Annotated in this window: 12 protein-coding genes; 2 read left to right on the top strand and 10 right to left on the bottom strand. The window is 69.4% G+C overall.

The window, feature by feature from the left end:
• Window positions 1-292: 292 nt before the first annotated feature.
• Window positions 293-1,231, top strand: a complete 939-nt coding sequence (locus IT359_14825) for a hypothetical protein (protein ID MCC6930257.1) — start codon at window positions 293-295, stop codon at window positions 1,229-1,231.
• A 174-nt stretch (window positions 1,232-1,405) separates the two neighbouring features.
• On the top strand, window positions 1,406-3,055 hold the full coding sequence (locus IT359_14820; protein MCC6930256.1) for a glutamine--tRNA ligase/YqeY domain fusion protein: 1,650 nt from the start codon (window positions 1,406-1,408) through the stop codon (window positions 3,053-3,055).
• 73 nt (window positions 3,056-3,128) lie between these two features.
• Here the strand turns inward: IT359_14820 and IT359_14815 are convergent, their stop codons facing one another.
• The 10 genes from IT359_14815 to IT359_14770 form a co-directional block, all read right to left on the bottom strand.
• Window positions 3,129-4,421, bottom strand: a complete 1,293-nt coding sequence (locus IT359_14815; protein MCC6930255.1) for a lytic murein transglycosylase — start codon at window positions 4,419-4,421, stop codon at window positions 3,129-3,131.
• On the bottom strand, window positions 4,418-5,854 hold the full coding sequence (locus IT359_14810) for an NAD-dependent succinate-semialdehyde dehydrogenase (GenBank protein ID MCC6930254.1): 1,437 nt from the start codon (window positions 5,852-5,854) through the stop codon (window positions 4,418-4,420). The genes IT359_14815 and IT359_14810 overlap by 4 nt, the downstream gene beginning before the upstream one ends.
• Window positions 5,855-5,912: 58 nt before the next feature.
• A complete protein-coding gene (locus IT359_14805) occupies window positions 5,913-7,358 on the bottom strand; it encodes an amino acid decarboxylase (GenBank protein ID MCC6930253.1) in 1,446 nt (481 codons plus the stop codon).
• A 165-nt stretch (window positions 7,359-7,523) separates the two neighbouring features.
• Window positions 7,524-8,078 (bottom strand): Rieske (2Fe-2S) protein, encoded by a 555-nt coding sequence (locus IT359_14800; GenBank protein MCC6930252.1) that lies wholly within the window; start codon window positions 8,076-8,078, stop codon window positions 7,524-7,526.
• 25 nt (window positions 8,079-8,103) lie between these two features.
• The gene (locus tag IT359_14795; GenBank protein ID MCC6930251.1) at window positions 8,104-8,652 is read right to left on the bottom strand and encodes a hypothetical protein; all 549 of its coding nucleotides are present in this window, start codon (window positions 8,650-8,652) and stop codon (window positions 8,104-8,106) included.
• Between the two features lie 77 nt (window positions 8,653-8,729).
• On the bottom strand, window positions 8,730-9,365 hold the full coding sequence (locus IT359_14790; GenBank protein ID MCC6930250.1) for a hypothetical protein: 636 nt from the start codon (window positions 9,363-9,365) through the stop codon (window positions 8,730-8,732).
• A gap of 253 nt (window positions 9,366-9,618) precedes the next feature.
• On the bottom strand, window positions 9,619-12,237 hold the full coding sequence (locus IT359_14785) for a CehA/McbA family metallohydrolase (GenBank protein MCC6930249.1): 2,619 nt from the start codon (window positions 12,235-12,237) through the stop codon (window positions 9,619-9,621).
• Window position 12,238: 1 nt separating this feature from the next.
• Entirely contained in the window at window positions 12,239-12,976 is a 738-nt protein-coding gene (locus tag IT359_14780) for a hypothetical protein (GenBank protein ID MCC6930248.1), read from the bottom strand.
• A gap of 115 nt (window positions 12,977-13,091) precedes the next feature.
• Entirely contained in the window at window positions 13,092-14,003 is a 912-nt protein-coding gene (locus tag IT359_14775; protein ID MCC6930247.1) for a CoA transferase subunit A, read from the bottom strand.
• Window positions 14,004-14,008: 5 nt separating this feature from the next.
• A complete protein-coding gene (locus IT359_14770; protein ID MCC6930246.1) occupies window positions 14,009-15,346 on the bottom strand; it encodes an acetyl ornithine aminotransferase family protein in 1,338 nt (445 codons plus the stop codon).
• Between the last annotated feature and the right edge of the window lie 12 nt (window positions 15,347-15,358).

Here is a 15,358-nt window from a genome sequence, read left to right as displayed (position 1 = left end):
TAGCGCACTGTACGTGACATAGGCGACCGGCTCCGTCGTGTTGTGGCTCTGGTCCGTCGGCTCGTCCGGCGGCGTAACCCACGTTACCACGACCGCGAGCCGGTCGCTTCATTCTGACTGACCCCAAATCCGCTAAATCCACCAAACCCGAGTTGGGTCGGATCACCCATGTCGGCCACCCACCGCCCCTCGTAACCTCCCCCCACCCCCACCCCCCCCCCCGCCACGCCCGTAGCGCCGCGCACCTCCGACACTAAGTTCTCCCCCCATCCACACTCGGGCACTCCCCCTCATGCGCACCTCTCCCTGGGTACTCGTGGCGCTGGCGGCGCAGGCCGCCTGGTCGCACGGCGCACACGCACAGAACGAAGCCGCACTCCGCGCCGCGCTCGAAGGCAAGCAGGTCACGGTGAAGGTCGACATGCCGGCCACCAGCAAGGGCATCGACCTCTTCCCCCAAGACCAGATGGCGGTGAACTGGCGCGACGTCGCCAACCGCATGAAGGAGTACGGGACGGCGCTCAAGCCCGGGCAGCAGGTGATGATCACCAAGGTCGTCGTCAAGAAGGACTCGCACATCGAAGTCCAGCTCGGCGGCGGTGGATGGGGGACGTTCGGCGACCACATGAACTCCTCCTCATCGGTCTCGGCGACCACGGAGAGCGAGTCATCGGAGGAGAAGGCACTGCGGGCACGCATCAAGCAGGCACAGGGCCCTACCGAGCGAAAGCGGCTCGAGAAGGAGCTCGACAACGTGCGAAGCGCGCGCGAACGCGAGAACTCGAAGGCGCGCGCCGAGGCGGCGCAGGCCAACGAGGCGCGCGAAGCAAACCTCCGCGTGAAGCGCGCCGAGAGCGGGTCGCGATTCAACATCCGCTACAAGAACGGAATCCCGCCCTACTACCTCACCCCCGAAGGCGTGGCCGAGGCGCTGGCGCAGTACGTCGAAATCCCCGGAATCAAGGTCGCCGCCGCGAGCGAGAAGTCGGCAACCCCTTCGGGAGTTGCAGCCCCCACCCCCACGACGGGGAGCGCCCAGGCGGTGGCCTCCCTCAAGAAGGGGCTGACGGTGGCCGACGTGGAGGCACTGCTGGGCCCCGCCAACTCGGCGAACGAGGTGAAGGAGGGGTCGATGATGGTGATGAAGCGCGTCTACAAGGTGGACGGAAAGAAGATCGCCGCTTCGTTCGTGGGTGGAGTGCTGATCGACTTCGCGATCACGCCGGAGTAGTCGTTAGCTTGGAAGGGACGCCGGGTGGCCTCCTGAGGGGGTCCACCCGGTTGGCATCACCAGACCTGACGGCTCCGAGCATCTCCCGTGACCCACGATCCCACCGCTCCCGCCACCCCGGCCTCGCCGGCGCCGGCGCCGGCGCCCGCGCCGCGCAGCAACTTCATCCGCGAAATGGTCGCGGAAGACGTCACCTCGGGGAAGTTCGGGCGCGCCATCTGCACGCGCTTTCCCCCCGAGCCTAACGGCTACCTGCACATCGGGCACTCCAAGTCGCTGGTCCTCAACTTCGGCCTGGCCCGCGACTTCGGCGGCACCTGCAACCTTCGCTTCGACGACACCAACCCCTTCACCGAGGACATCAAGTACGTCGACGCCATCAAGGCCGACATGCGATGGCTGGGCTTCGAGTGGAGCAACGAGTTCTACGCATCCGACTACTTCGAAGCGCTGTACGACATCGCCGTGAAGCTGGTGAAGGAGGGAAAGGCATACGTCGACTCGCAGGACGAGGAGGAGATCCGCCAGGGGCGCGGGACGGTGACGACGCCGGGGACCAATTCGCCGTTTCGCGCCCGCACGCCTGACGAGAACCTCGACCTGCTCGCGCGCATGAAGGCGGGGGAGTTCGAGGACGGGGCGCAGGTGCTGCGCGCGAAGATCGACATGGCGCACCCCAACATGATCATGCGCGACCCGATCCTGCTGCGGATCCGCAAGGCACCGCATTACCGCCGCGGCGACGCGTGGTGCATCTACCCGCTGTACGACTTCGCGCACGGGCTCAGCGACGCCATCGAGGGGATCACCCACTCGTTATGCACGCTGGAGTTCAAGGACAACCGCGAGATCTACGACTGGCTGGTGCGCGAGGCCGGCTTCGTGCGCCCCCCGGAGCAGACGGAGTTCGCGCGCCTCCAGATCGACTACACGGTGATGTCGAAGCGGAAGTTCCTGCGCCTGGTGAACGAGGGGCACGTGGATGGATGGGATGACCCGCGCATGCCGACGATTGCCGGGTTGCGGCGCCGTGGCGTGACGCCCGAGGCAATCCGGACGTTCGCCGAAAGCGTGGGGGTGGCGCGCAGCGACGCGCGAACGGAGCTGGCCAAGCTGGAGCATGCCATTCGCGACGACCTCAACATGCGCGTCCCGCGCGTGCTGTGCATCCTCAAGCCGCTCAAGGTCGTGATCACGAACTACCCAAACGAACTGGTGGAGGAGCTGGACGCGCCGTACTACCCGTACGACGTCCCCAGGGAAGGATCGCGCACGCTCCCGTTCTCGAGGGAACTCTGGATCGATCGCGACGACTTCATGGAGGATCCGCCGAAGAAGTTCTTCCGGCTCGCGCCGGGGCGCGAGGTGCGGTTGCGCTACGGCTACCTCATCACCTGCACCGACGTGGTGAAGGACTCGTCAGGCACCATCGTCGAGCTGCACTGCACCTACGACCCCGCCACCAAAGGCGGGAATGCGCCCGACGGGCGCAAGGTGCAGGGGACGATCCACTGGGTTTCGGCGCGCCACGCGATCGAGTGCGAGGTGCGCTTGTACGATCGCCTCTTCACGGTCCCCAATCCCGACGACGTCCCCGAAGGGCAGGACTTCCTCTCGGTGCTGAATCCGCAGTCGCTGGTGACGGTGCCGGTGGCGTACATCGAGCCGAGCACGGCGAAGGATGAGGCGGGGACGCGCTACCAGTTCGAGCGTACGGGCTACTTCGTGCACGACGCCAACGCATCCCTCGCGGCGGGAAAGCCGGTGTACAACCGCACGGTGACGCTGCGCGACAGCTGGGAGAAGGAGAAAGGGAAGGGGTAGCCGCGCCTTGCATTCCCTCGATCGACCGGCGGCCCGTGCAGGTTCACGGGCCGCCGTTTCGTTAGGCTCGGCATCAGGGGGAGACCGGTTGGCGCAACTCGCGCAGGAGGCGCTGCCCCGGGCGCCCGGTCACGGCATGCCCGAGGCGCCCCTGCTCGGCCTTCACGGCGGTGCGCGTGCGGGCAGTGAGCACCCCGGTGGGGTCGCCGATGTCGTGGCCGCGCTGGGCCAGCAGGCGTTGCAGCTCGCGGCGATCGGCGCGCGATAGCCCGGGGTCGTCGGTGGGCCACGGCGTCACGAAGGGGCCGCCCCCACGCAGCCGATCCGCCAGATGGGCCACGGCGAGCGTGTACGCCTCCGACGCGTTGTATCGGTAAATGGCGGTGAAGTTGTCGAGGACGAGAAAGGCCGGGCCGAGCGGTCCCGCCGGCAGGTGCAATCCGGCGGTGGCTGTCGCGGGGAGCGTCCCGGTCAGCGACGCGCCATCGGCGCGCGTCACCCCACGGGCCACCCACGCCGACAGCGGCCGGCGAATGCGCCGCCCCTCGGCGCTGGCGTCAAGCGTCGACGGCAGCCGAACCTCCACCCCCCACGGCTCCCCCGTTCGCCAACGCGACCGCTTCAGGTAGTTAGCCGCCGAGGCCAGTGCGTCGGGAATCGTGTGGAGGATATCGCGGCGCCCATCACCATCGAAGTCGACGGCGAGCCACTCGTAGCTCCCGGGCATGAACTGCACCTGGCCAAAGGCGCCCGCCCACGAGCCGCGGAAGCGGTCGCCGGCGATGTCGCCCTTCTGCACGATGCGCAGTGCCGCCAGGAACTCCTGGCGGAAGTACGCCTGCCGCCGTCCGTTGCAGCTGAGCGTGGCCAGCGAACGCAGCACGTCGAAGCCTCCCATCCCCTGGCCAAAGTTGCTCTCGATGCCCCAGATGGCGGCCACGACGTGCGGGTCGACGCCGTAGCGTCGCTCGATGGCAGCGAATGTGGCGCGGTGCCCCGCCATGAGGCGGCGCCCGTCTTCGAGGCGCTCGTCATCGACCATCACCGCGAGATAGTCCCACACCGGGAGCTTGAACTCCGGCTGTTGGTCGAGCTGCGCCAGCACGCGAGGGTCGGACGTCAGCGTTGCCGTGTGTCGTCGCCACGTCTCGGTGGTGATGCGGCGTCCGGCCGTGGTCCGGCGAAGGCGCGCCATGCATGCGGCAAGATCAGTCGGCTGCGCACGTGCCACCTCGGCCGCACTCGCGGTGGCGAGCGAGATCGCGATGCCCGTTGCAAGGGATCGCAGCGCGCGTCGCGCCGTCGCGATGCGGCCCACCGCTGGTGTGAACGGCGTCACCCTGGCCACCGACCCGGCCTCCTTCACGAATCGAGCCCTAACGAGACGTACTGCGTGTCGAGGTACTCGGCGATCCCCTGGTGTCCCCCCTCGCGTCCCAGTCCGGAGAACTTCACCCCACCAAACGGCGCCTGCGGCGTGGAGGGGACGCCGTCATTCACGCCGACGATGCCGAAGTCGAGTGCCTCGCTCACGCGGATGGCGCGTGACAGGTCGCGGGTCCAAAGGTACGCAGCGAGCCCCGCGCTAGTGTCGTTGGCGGCGCTCACCGCCTCGGCATCGTCGTCGAACGGGATGACGGGGGCAACCGGGCCAAAGGTCTCTTCCTCCAGGATGCGCATCCCGCTTCGCACGTTGCCCAGTACGGTGGGGGCGAAGAAGGTACGCTCGCCGCGCGCCCCTCCGGTGACGACCGTGGCGCCGTGCACGACGGCGTCGGCCACGTGCGATTCGACCTTCGCCACGGCCGCGGCATCGACCAGCGGTCCTACCTGCGTGGCGGCGTCGAGCGGGTCGCCCACGGCGAGCGCGCGTGTCGCCTCCGCCAGCTGCATGGTGAAGGGGGCGACGATCGAGCGGTGCACGTAGATGCGATTGGCGCAGACGCACGTTTGCCCCGCGTTGCGGAACTTGGAGGCGACCACCTCGCGCACCGCGCGCGCGATCTCGGCGTCACCGAAGACGAGGAACGGGGCGTGCCCTCCCAGTTCGAGCGACATCCGCTTCATGGTGCGCGACGCCTGCGCGTAGAGGAGCATTCCCACCTCGGTGCTCCCGGTGAACGAGAGCTTGCGGATGCGCGCGTCGTCCATGCACACGCGCGACACCGGAACCGGGTCACGGCACGGGAGAAGTTGCAACGTGCCGGCCGGGCCGCCGGCCTCTTCCCACAACTTCGCCAGGTGCAGCGCGGTGAGCGGCGACTGCTCGGCGGGCTTCACGATCATCGTGCAGCCCGCGGCAAGCGCCGGCGCCGCCTTCCGCGTGATCATCGCCGCCGGGAAGTTCCAGGGAGTGACGGCATACACCGGCCCCACCGGTCGCGCGTTGACGAGGAGTCGCTTGTGCGCGAACTGCGACGGGATGGTCTCGCCACGCACGCGAATGGCTTCGCCGGCGTAGTAGCTCACGAAGCCGGCGGCATAGCGCGCCTCACCGCGCGCCTCGGTGATGGGTTTGCCCATCTCCCGCGCCATGAGTTCCCCCAGCCACGCCTCGTCGCGCAGGATCAGCTCGTTCCATCGCGAGAGGATGGCGGCGCGTTCATAGGCAGTGGTCCGCCGCCACGACGCGAAGGCCGACACGGTCGCCTGCACCGCGTCGCGGGCCTCCTCCTCCCCGCAATCCACCACGGACGCCACCGTCTCGCCCGTGAACGGCGACACGACGGGAAATCGCCGCGCGCCGCTCACCCACCGCCCCGCGATGAAGGCATCCACGATCATCCGGGCATCACTCATCGACAAACCCTCCTCTCCGATAGCCTAACGCACACATGTCCGTATGCACCACTCGCCCTCACGGCGTGCGCGCACGCTCAGTCGCGCTCTCGGCTGCCGCCGCCCGCATGATGGACCACAACCGCTCCACATGCTCCCGCTCCGTTGCCTCGCTCCCGATGGAGACGCGCACCATCCACCGCCCCTCGAGAATGGCCGGCGTGAGGTACGCCGTCCCCGAGCGGTTGATCGCATCGCACCACCGCTGCGTGTGCGCGTCCAGCTCGTCGCCTTCCGCGCCCGGCGGCGCATGCCGCACGCACAGCGTCTGCAGCGGAACCGGTGCCAGGAGCGACCAGTCGGGGGTGGCGCGCACCTGCGCCGCCAGCCACTGCGCGTTGTCGAGGTCGCGCCGCAACCGGCGTTGCAGCTGGTGCACGCCCTGCTCGCGCACATGGAACCAGAACTTGAGGGCGCGGAAGCGCCGCCCCAGCGGGATGCCCCAGTCGCGGTAGTTGCGCACCTGCTCGTCCACCGACGAGCGCAGATAGCTGGGGTTGGTCGACATCACGCGCACCAACAGGTCGCGGTCGCGCACCAGGTGGATGCTGCAATCGAAGGCCACGCCCAGCCACTTGTGCACGTTCACGACCGCCGAGTCGGCCCCCTCGATCCCGTCCCACATCCAGCGACACTCGGGAAGGATCATCGCCGAACCGCCCATGGCCGCGTCGATGTGGACAAACAATCCGTAACGCCGAGCCACCTCGACAATGGCGGCCACGGGATCCAGCGCGGTCGACGTCGTCGTCCCGACGGTCGCCACCACGGCGCAGGGGGTGCGTCCCGCCGCGATGTCGGCGACGATCGCCGCCTCGAGCGCGTCGGCACGCATGGCGAAGGCATGGTCGCAGGGCACATGGCGCACGTGGTCGCGCCCGTATCCCGCCAACAGCGCCGCCTTGTCCACCGAGGAGTGCGCGTACGCCGAGCAGTACACCACGAGCGGCGCCTCGATCTCCTGCAAGCCGCCGCGAGCGAGCGAGAAGTTGGTGGCGCGCTCGCGGGCGCAGATGAGGGCGAGCATCGTGGTGGTCGACGCCGTGTCCTGGATGACACCACTCCACGCGTCGGAGAGCCCCACCATCTGCCGCAACCAGTCGGTCGCAACCTCTTCCACTTCGGTCAGCGCCGGCGACGATTGCCACGACAGGCCAAGCACGCCGAGCCCGCTGCTCAACAGGTCGCCGAGGACGCTGGCCAGCGAGGCATTGGCCGGGAAGTAGCCGTGGAAGTTGGGGTGCTGCCAGAGCGTGAGCCCGGGGACGACGATGCGATCGACGTCGCGCATCAGCGCCTCGAAGGGCTCACCCTCGTCAGGCGGCGATGGCGGAAGCGCGCGGCGGATCTCGCCCGGCGCCGTGCGCGCCATGATGGGGAGCATGCCGCCGGCGACGCGCGCACGATAGTCGGCGAGCCAGTCGATGAGATCGTGTCCGGCGGCGCGAAATTCCTCTGGAGTCATGCGACGGCGCGTGGCGAGTGCGGTAGACGTCCTGGCGATGGCGCCCGCGATGGTGACTGCGGCGGCGGACGCACACGAAAAGATACGCCGCATCCAGATGGGATGCGGCGTTTGGTGTGCTGCTGCCTGTGGTGAGACGTCTTCTCCGCGCACGCCATCGCGCGCTCAGCCGATGGTGACTGTCCCCGCGGTGGCATCGTAGGTGGTGGTGTAGCTTCGCATGCTCGAGGTGCGCTGTCCCCCCGTCCACGTCCCCGTGATGCTGAACCTGGCGCCGTGTCGCGGACAGGTGAAACCGGTGCTGGTGCTCGAGACGAGCGCCCCTTCGTGCGGGCAGCTGCGGGAGAGGGCGATGAAGGTGTCGGCCCCCGTGCGCACGATGGCCAGCGAGGCGCCGCTGAGCGTGACGAGCGCGACGCCACCAACCGCCGAGAGCGACGCATAGTCGCTGAGCTTGATGCTCGCGCCCACCGTGCCGGGCGAGGTGGTGCCGGTGACGCCGTCGCTCCCGCACGCGGCGAGAGCCAGCGCGGCCGCGGCGAGCATGGACTGCGTGAGGAACCCTCGGCGATCGAGGCGCACCGCTTCGGCAGTGAGAAAGGCCAACCCTTCGCGAACCTGGTCGGTGGCACAGGAGCCAGGGCAATCGTGCAGCTCGTGGTCGGCGGCGTCGTGCCGTTCGGTGCTCATGGCGGGGTGCGGATGTGAAGCGTGAGACATGGACGGATCTCCGGGTCGAATGGCCTCAGGCCATGTTCACCAGCGCGGTTCCCAGGACGAGCGTGGCGATCCACAAGGCAATGCTCGCCCAGGCGCTCCAGCGCATGCGGCGCCACAGCGACTGGGCCACCGGCGCCGCGAGCTGGGCACTACTGCCGAGCGCGCGTTCGGTACGCGTCATGACCACGCCATTGGCGAGGAGGAGGACGATGAGCGCGAACTTGAGCCAGTACACGCTCGAGGCGATGTACGTCTCGAGATCGGCGAGCGTGAGCGCGACGCCGGACACGAAGAGGATGACGAGCGCGGCCAGCACCGGGCGATGGACCGCGCCCAGTTCACTGAGCTGGCGCTGGCGCTCACCAGCGGCGACCGCAGCGGCGGCACCGGCGTCTCCGCCGACGGCGGCGCCGGGGACGCGCAGCGTGGCACGGTCGGCCGCAATCGCCAGCCCGCCGCCGACGAGGAGCGCCGTCAGGTGCAGCGCGATGACCGACGTCGCGAGGAGCGTCGAGTTGTCGTAGGCGTCCTTCCATGGGGCCGCGAGTTGCACGGCAGCCTGCAGCAGCGACACAATCGAGCTCCGGGACTCAGGTGAAGGAACGCGTGGCGGCCGACGTGGCGCAACCAACACGTAGGTATGCGGTGCGATCAGTCCTTCCAGAACCACATCAGCGCCGTCCCCGCGGTGGCAATCCCCATGGAGCCAAGGGCGACGTTGCGGTGCGTGAGCGCCTTGTCGTGCGAGTTGGACGCCGATTCGGCGAGCGCGCCGGTGGCGACAAAGCCGGCGTCGGCCGCGAGCATCAGAATGGTGTGGACCGTGCGGCGCGTGCGCCCGTTGGGATCGTTGCGCGCGTCCCACCAGTTCCAGACGCCGGTGAGGGTATTGATGCCGAAGAGCGTCGCCACGGCGCCAGCCGCAAGCGAATGCTGGTTGCGCGTCCCCGACGTGGAGTTGTCGAGCAGCTTCTGCCCCAGGGCATACTCTACCCCAAAGAGCGGAAGCATCGCATAGCTGGCCACGCGATGGACGGTGAGGCGCTTGGCGTACCAGTCGCTGTACTCCATCGCCTGTCGCCGTGGGCGCGTGGTGTCGGCGGCGGCGCTCACTCCGGCGGCATCGCGCGCTGACGCGAAGAGCGATTCCGCGCGCCGGGGTCCGGGGAGCGGGCGCGGCGCCGCGGCACCGACGGTCGCGGAATCAGCAGTCAGCGACGCTGCCAACGTATCAGGGGCAGCGACGGGCGAGGCAAGGACGACAGCCGCAACGAGGTGGGAGATCATGCCTTGGGAGAGCGCGATGTGTCACCGCAGGTGGTTGAACGGCGCATCGCGTTGCGATCCGCCAGGGTGACAACACGCCGCGCGGCGCGCCCCCCTGACATCGCGGCGGGGCACGGAGCGGTGAGGGCGACGATCTTTGTCACCCCCTTGTGCCGACGCGCCGCTGACAGGGTCGTTGCGTTGTCCCTGGCGAGCGGAACCGGCGGGACGAACGCGGGAGGGAGGGCTTGAGGGAGGGCTTGGGGGAGCGCGTTCAGGGGATGACCGACTCGCCCGCGCGCCTGGCCCACTCCGCGCGCGCCGCATCGAGCATGGCGATGACATGGTCGCGTTCGCGCAGATCGTTCCACGCGGTGAACGCCGTCGCGTTGGCCCGCAACCGGTCGACCCAGCGCAGGAAGTACCGCGCGTCGCGCGCCGAGCGAATGGGGCGGTTGCCGACGGTCACGTACACGGGGCTGGTGGTGCCTAACGGCTGCAGGTCGAGCACCGGGTGACGCGAGCGCGCGGCGAAGGCGCGCGCGAGGTACCACCCGCTCTCGCTCACGGCCAGCGTGACGGCGGTATCGGCGCGCGTACCGCGCGAGCCGGGGCGAAGGCGCGCGACGACCTCGCCGTTGCGCACGATCTCCAGCGAGTCGACGGCAACGTAGGAACGAAGGCGAACCGTTGCGCGCAGTTGGTGTGTCCCCGCCGGAAGGACCACGCTGTCGCCGGCGCTGCGCCCGGCCAGCGTGAACTCGACCAGCGGCCCGTTGCTCGCCATGGTGCGCCCGCGGCGTATGGCGTCGAGGAAGCGCTCGTAGGTGAACGGCGCGCCAACACGGGCGTAGACGCGGTTGAGGCCCAGAGGGCCGCGCAGCGATGCGTAGTTGGCCATGGCGTCGGTGCCGGCGCCCGCGGGGACGCGGAAGCCGGCGTTGAGCGCCGCGTACCAGACGCGCTGTGTCGCCATGAGGTCGTCCACGAATCCGACAGCCTCGTAGTAGTCGATCTTGCCGAGTGCGAGAGCGACCGGGAAGTCGTTGGTGAGCGCCCGCGTGGTGTCGAAGGGGTCGGGCGAGGCGTCGAACGGGTGCACGTAGCCTGCGATCGCTCCCTGTGCGCGCGCACGATCGACGACGTCGGCGTTGATTGGGGCAATGGAGCGCGCCGCGGTGTTGGCGTAGGCGGCATAGCCGGGGAGGAGGACGTGCTCGCGCAGCCCGAGCAGGGCGAGGTGCCCCCAATAGGAGGTGTGGAACTCCTCGTCGAAGCGCAGCGCCACGTCGCGCGTCGAGGCGCCATCGAGCGCACCGCGGAAGTGCTCGAGGTCTGGGACGCGTCCCTCCTTGTTCACGATGAGCGCTTCCACCACGCGCACGTCCTCGGCGCGTGCCTGCCTGACGAGTCGCGCCGGAGTGTTGCGGTAGGCGCCGCCGTAGTTCATGTGCACGTGCAGGTCGCCCGAGAACCAGCCGCGCGCGGCGAGGTTGTCGATGCGATGCAGCGGAAGGCGCACCGCCGTGGTCTCGCCGGCGCGCACGGCCACGGTGCGCATGGCGTGCGCGTACTCGAGCCCGTGCGTCGCCTCGATCGTTGCATCGCCCGCGGGGAGCGTGATCGTGACCGGGGCGTCGGAGTGGAAGTAGTTGAACTCGAAGGCGCGCTGTGCGCGATCGAACCCTTCGTCGCCATGCATCCATGCGTCGTCGGGGGCGACGTGCCGGCCATCGGCGAGCCGCACCGAGGCGCGGGCAGGGAGCGCTCGCCCGGTGGCGCCGTCGACGATCGCCAGCCGCAACACGCCGGCCGCGTGGAGCCAGCGCCGCCGAAGCGGCGTCACGGCGATGCGTGCACCGCCCATCACGTCCACCACGCGCAACGCCGGGGCGCCAGCGTCGTTGGCGATGTAGGCGATGCGCCGGCCATCGGGCGACCAGCGCGGGCTGGTCGCGTCGCCATCGCCGTAGGTGAGCTGGAACGGCTCGCCGCCTAACGGGACAGGCGCGTCGGCGCCGGAGGCGTCGCGCCGCGGGGCGTCGGTGGTGAGCCAGAGCTGGTGCCACTGCCGCCCGGCGTAGGAGGCGTAGGCGATGCGACCGTCGCGCGACCAGTCGGGGCGGGCGCGCCACATCGTCTCCTCATCCAGGACGAGGCGCATCGCCGCGGCGCGCGGTGCGGTGGGGGGGATGCGCTCATCGATCGTGTCGGGGACGGGGAGGCGCCACAGCCCGCCGCTCCCCCACAACCGCCCGCGGTTTGAGACGACCAGCAGTTCACGCCCGTCGGGTGACCACGTGGGGGAGAGGTACTGGTCGTAGCGCGAGTAGTAGTAGCGCGCAAGGCCGCTGTCGCGATCCTCGGTGACGCGCCGCGGCGTGCCTAACGTGTCGCGGCCAACGTCGGCGACCCAGACGTGGAAGCGCCCTTCGTGCGCGGTGGAGACCCAGGCCAGCCGGCGTCCATCGGGCGACCAGCGCGGCTCGACGTGCACCGCGCCGTCGTCGAGCAGGACGCGCACCGCCCCCGAGGCGACGTCGAGGAGGGCGAGCTGGATGGCGCGCCCGGTGTAGCGGGAGAAGACGATCCACGCGCCATCTGGCGACCAGTCGGGCTGGTAGTCGTAGCCGCCACCATCCGTCAACTGCACGGCGCGATCGTCGCCGACGCGTTGCCGCCAGAGCGTCCCGCGCATCGAGTACACCAGGTCGCGCCCATCGGGCGACCACGCCGCCGCGCTGGGCGTCGAAGTGAGCTGCGGGATGTAGAGCTCGCGCCAGTAGTACGGATGCGGCTCGCGGACCTGCGGGAGTACGAGCGTGCGCTGCGCCTTGGCCGCCGCGGGGAGGGCGGCCACCGCCAGGAGAGCGACGAGCGCGCGCCGGATCATCTCACCGCAGGAAGAGGCGCTGCGGGTCGAGCACCTCGCGCAGCAGCTGCAACTCGCGTTCGCCTGGCGGCGCCACCGCGTCCAGCGTGGCCCGCACCGCCAACGGCCACCCCACCCCGCGCCGCACCTCGTCGACGGAGACGCCGGGATAGAGCGCCGCCAGCTCCAACTCCCCCGTCTCCGCGTTGGCGGCAAGGATCCCCTTGTCGGTGATGACCCGCGTGGGGCCGGCACCGGGAATCCCCAGCTCGGCGCGACTCCCACCGCGCGCGCGATGCCCGGGCGACGTGATGAAGTCGACCCGCTCAGGGAAGGCGCGCGCACTGAGCCTGGCGATGATGAGCGTGCGCCGCGCATGAATCGCGATCTCCGCCGCCCCACCGCTCCCCGGCAGGCGCACCGTGGGCGACGAGTAGTCGCCAATGGCCGTGGTGTTGATGTTCCCGAAGCGATCGACCTGCGCCCCGCCCTGGAAACCGACCTCGATGCGCCCGTTCTGCAGGAAGAGCTGGAAGACGTCGGCCATCCCGCACACCATGAGCGATCCCGTCACCAGCGACGGATCGCCGATCGAGACCGGCAACCGCTCGGGCTGCGCCCCGATGGCCCCCGACTCGTAGATGAGCGTGAGGCGCGGTGCATGCGTTGCCCGCGCAAGGTTGCACGCGAGGTTGGGGAGCCCGATCCCCACGAAGACAACCTCCCCATCGCGCAGCTCGCGCGCGGCCACACACGCCATGAGTTCGGCGTTGGAGTACGGCCGAGGAGACCCCGCGACAGGAGACGCTGTCGAATCCGCGCCGCGCAGCGGCGCCCTCCCGTTTCCCGTCCCCCGTCCCCCGTCTCGCTCTCCGTCAGTACCCATACGACACCTCCCCGCTCATCGCCGCTCGCGCCGCCAGTTGCTCGCGCAGGGCTCCGTGGCGCACCATGTACTCGCGCCGGTCGGCGACGCCATGCACCCACTCGTCGAGGTACGCCGCCAGCCGCAACGGGTCGCGCGACACCTCCTCCCACGCCACGTAGAACGCGTTGTCGCGGTCGTAGAACCCCTGCGCGTACGACGGATGCGCCCCCCACGGCTCCACCACCACCGCGTCGACGATCATTCCCGGGATGATGGTGCGATTGGGATCGGCGCGGATGACCGACGACTCCACCAGTTCCTCCACGACGACGATCACGCGCCGCGACGCGAACGCCGCCTCCTTCTGCACGCCGAGCAGCCCCCAGGCCTGCGTGTTCCCCTCCGCGTCGGCGCGCTGGGCATGGATGATGGAGACGTCGGGATTGAGCGCGGGGACGGTGGCGAGCGCTTTCCCGGTGTAGGGGCAGGTCACCTGGCGGATGCGCGGGTTGGCGGCCGGGAGGTCGGTCCCCTGGTAGTCGTCGAGCGGCCAGAAGGGGAGGCGCGCCGCGCCAGCACAGAACCGGGCGACCATCCCGAAGTGCGAGTACTCCTCGATGGCCAGCGTCGGCGGCCTGGCCTCGACGGCGCGCCGGAAAGCATGCAGCGAGCCGGCCCCCGGGTTTCCGGCCCACGAAAAGACGAGCGTGGACGCGCAGCCTGCCGAGATCATCTGGTCGTAGATGACGTCGGGCGTGAGACGGCACAGCGTGAGGTTGCGCCGCCGTTGCCGGATGATCTCGTGCGCGGCGGCGAAGCAGATGAGGTGCGTGAACCCCTCGATAACGAGGGTGTCGCCATCATGCACGTGCGCGGCGATCGCGTCGCGCATCGAGACGACCTTCCCCGCGCCGCTCATTGCTCTCACCCCTTCACCGCATCGGCAATGCACTGGTCCAGCATCGCCAGCCCGCGCTCGATGTCGAACGCGTCGATGACCAGCGGCGGCGCCAGCCGCAACGCGCTCTTTCCAGCGCCCAGCAGGAGCAGCCCGCGAGCGAACGCCAGCTCGACGATACGCTGCACGAGGATCCCGTCCGGCTCGCGCGTGGCGCGATCCTTCACGAACTCGATCCCCACCATCAGCCCCACGCCGCGCACGTCGCCGATGCACGCATGCTTCGCCATGAGCGCCTGCGCCCCCGCCAGCAGCCGTGCGCCCTGCACCGCAGCATTAGCCATCGCCGACTGCTCCACCACATCCAGCGTGGCCAGCGCCGCGGCACAGCACACAGGGTTCCCGCCAAACGTCGAGCCGTGCGCTCCATTCCGCCACTTGTCCACGGTCTCGCGCACGATCATCGCCCCAATGGGCATCCCGGAGCCGAGCCCCTTGGCCGTCAGCAGCACGTCGGGCTCCACCCCTTCGTGTTCGCAGGCGAACATCTTCCCCGTGCGTCCCACGCCACTCTGCACCTCGTCGAACACCAGAAGGATGCCGTACTTGTCGCACAAGTGACGCAGCTCGGTGAGGAAGCCGGGGGGCGGGATGACGTAGCCCCCTTCTCCCTGGATGGGCTCGACGAAGATCGCCGCCACGTCGTGCGGATCGAGGTGGCGCGCGAAAAGGTCGTGCTCGATGGACGTCACGCACCCCTTGGTGCAAGCCGGCTCGTTGGCACAGTGGCGACAGCGATAGCGATACGCGTAGTCCACGTGATGCACGTCCGGCAGCAGCGGTCCAAAGCCGGCGTGCTGCCGCATCTTGCTCGACGTGAGGCTCACCGCGCCGGTGCTGCGCCCATGGAACGCCCCCTTGAAGGCGATGATCGCCGTGCGGTGCGTGGCATAGCGCGCGAGCTTGATCGCGCCCTCGGTCGCCTCGGTCCCCGAGTTGGTGAGGAAGACGCGCTTCTTCGTGGGGCCGGGCGCCACCTTGGCCAGCCGCTCGCACAGCGCCGCCATCCCTTCGTAGTAGAAGTCGCTCCCGCAGATGTGGAGGAACTTCGCCGCCGCCTCCTGGATGGCCTTCACCACGTGCGGGTGGCCGTATCCCGTGGACGCGACCGCGATTCCCGCCATGAAGTCGAGGTAGCGATTGCCGTCCAGGTCCTCGATCATCACGCCCTCGCCACGTGCAACGGCCAGCGGGTACTCCTTGATGTAGCACTGCGACGTCCACGCGGCGTCGCGGTCGACGACTGCTTTCGACCTGGGGCCCGGTGGCGGGGTGACGATGTGCGGGTAGTTGCGATCGGTCATGGCACGCTGCCT

It is taken from the genome of Gemmatimonadaceae bacterium, assembly GCA_020852815.1.
GTDB lineage: Bacteria > Gemmatimonadota > Gemmatimonadetes > Gemmatimonadales > Gemmatimonadaceae > SCN-70-22.
The sequence above is the reverse complement of the archived record's forward strand: the minus strand, read 5'-3'. Positions and strand labels throughout refer to the sequence as shown.

Bases quoted from the DNA above. Each gene is read 5' to 3' on its own strand.
- IT359_14820 (MCC6930256.1), top strand. From the start codon at position 1,406: ATGGTCGCGGAAGACGTCACCTCGGGGAAGTTCGGGCGCGCCATCTGC.
- IT359_14770 (MCC6930246.1), bottom strand. From the start codon at position 15,346: ATGACCGATCGCAACTACCCGCACATCGTCACCCCGCCACCGGGCCCC.
- IT359_14790 (MCC6930250.1), bottom strand. From the start codon at position 9,365: ATGATCTCCCACCTCGTTGCGGCTGTCGTCCTTGCCTCGCCCGTCGCT.
- IT359_14810 (MCC6930254.1), bottom strand. From the start codon at position 5,854: ATGAGTGATGCCCGGATGATCGTGGATGCCTTCATCGCGGGGCGGTGG.
- IT359_14800 (MCC6930252.1), bottom strand. From the start codon at position 8,078: ATGTCTCACGCTTCACATCCGCACCCCGCCATGAGCACCGAACGGCAC.
- IT359_14825 (MCC6930257.1), top strand. From the start codon at position 293: ATGCGCACCTCTCCCTGGGTACTCGTGGCGCTGGCGGCGCAGGCCGCC.
- IT359_14805 (MCC6930253.1), bottom strand. From the start codon at position 7,358: ATGACTCCAGAGGAATTTCGCGCCGCCGGACACGATCTCATCGACTGG.
- IT359_14780 (MCC6930248.1), bottom strand. From the start codon at position 12,976: ATGGCGTGTGTGGCCGCGCGCGAGCTGCGCGATGGGGAGGTTGTCTTC.
- IT359_14785 (MCC6930249.1), bottom strand. From the start codon at position 12,237: ATGATCCGGCGCGCGCTCGTCGCTCTCCTGGCGGTGGCCGCCCTCCCC.
- IT359_14775 (MCC6930247.1), bottom strand. From the start codon at position 14,003: ATGAGCGGCGCGGGGAAGGTCGTCTCGATGCGCGACGCGATCGCCGCG.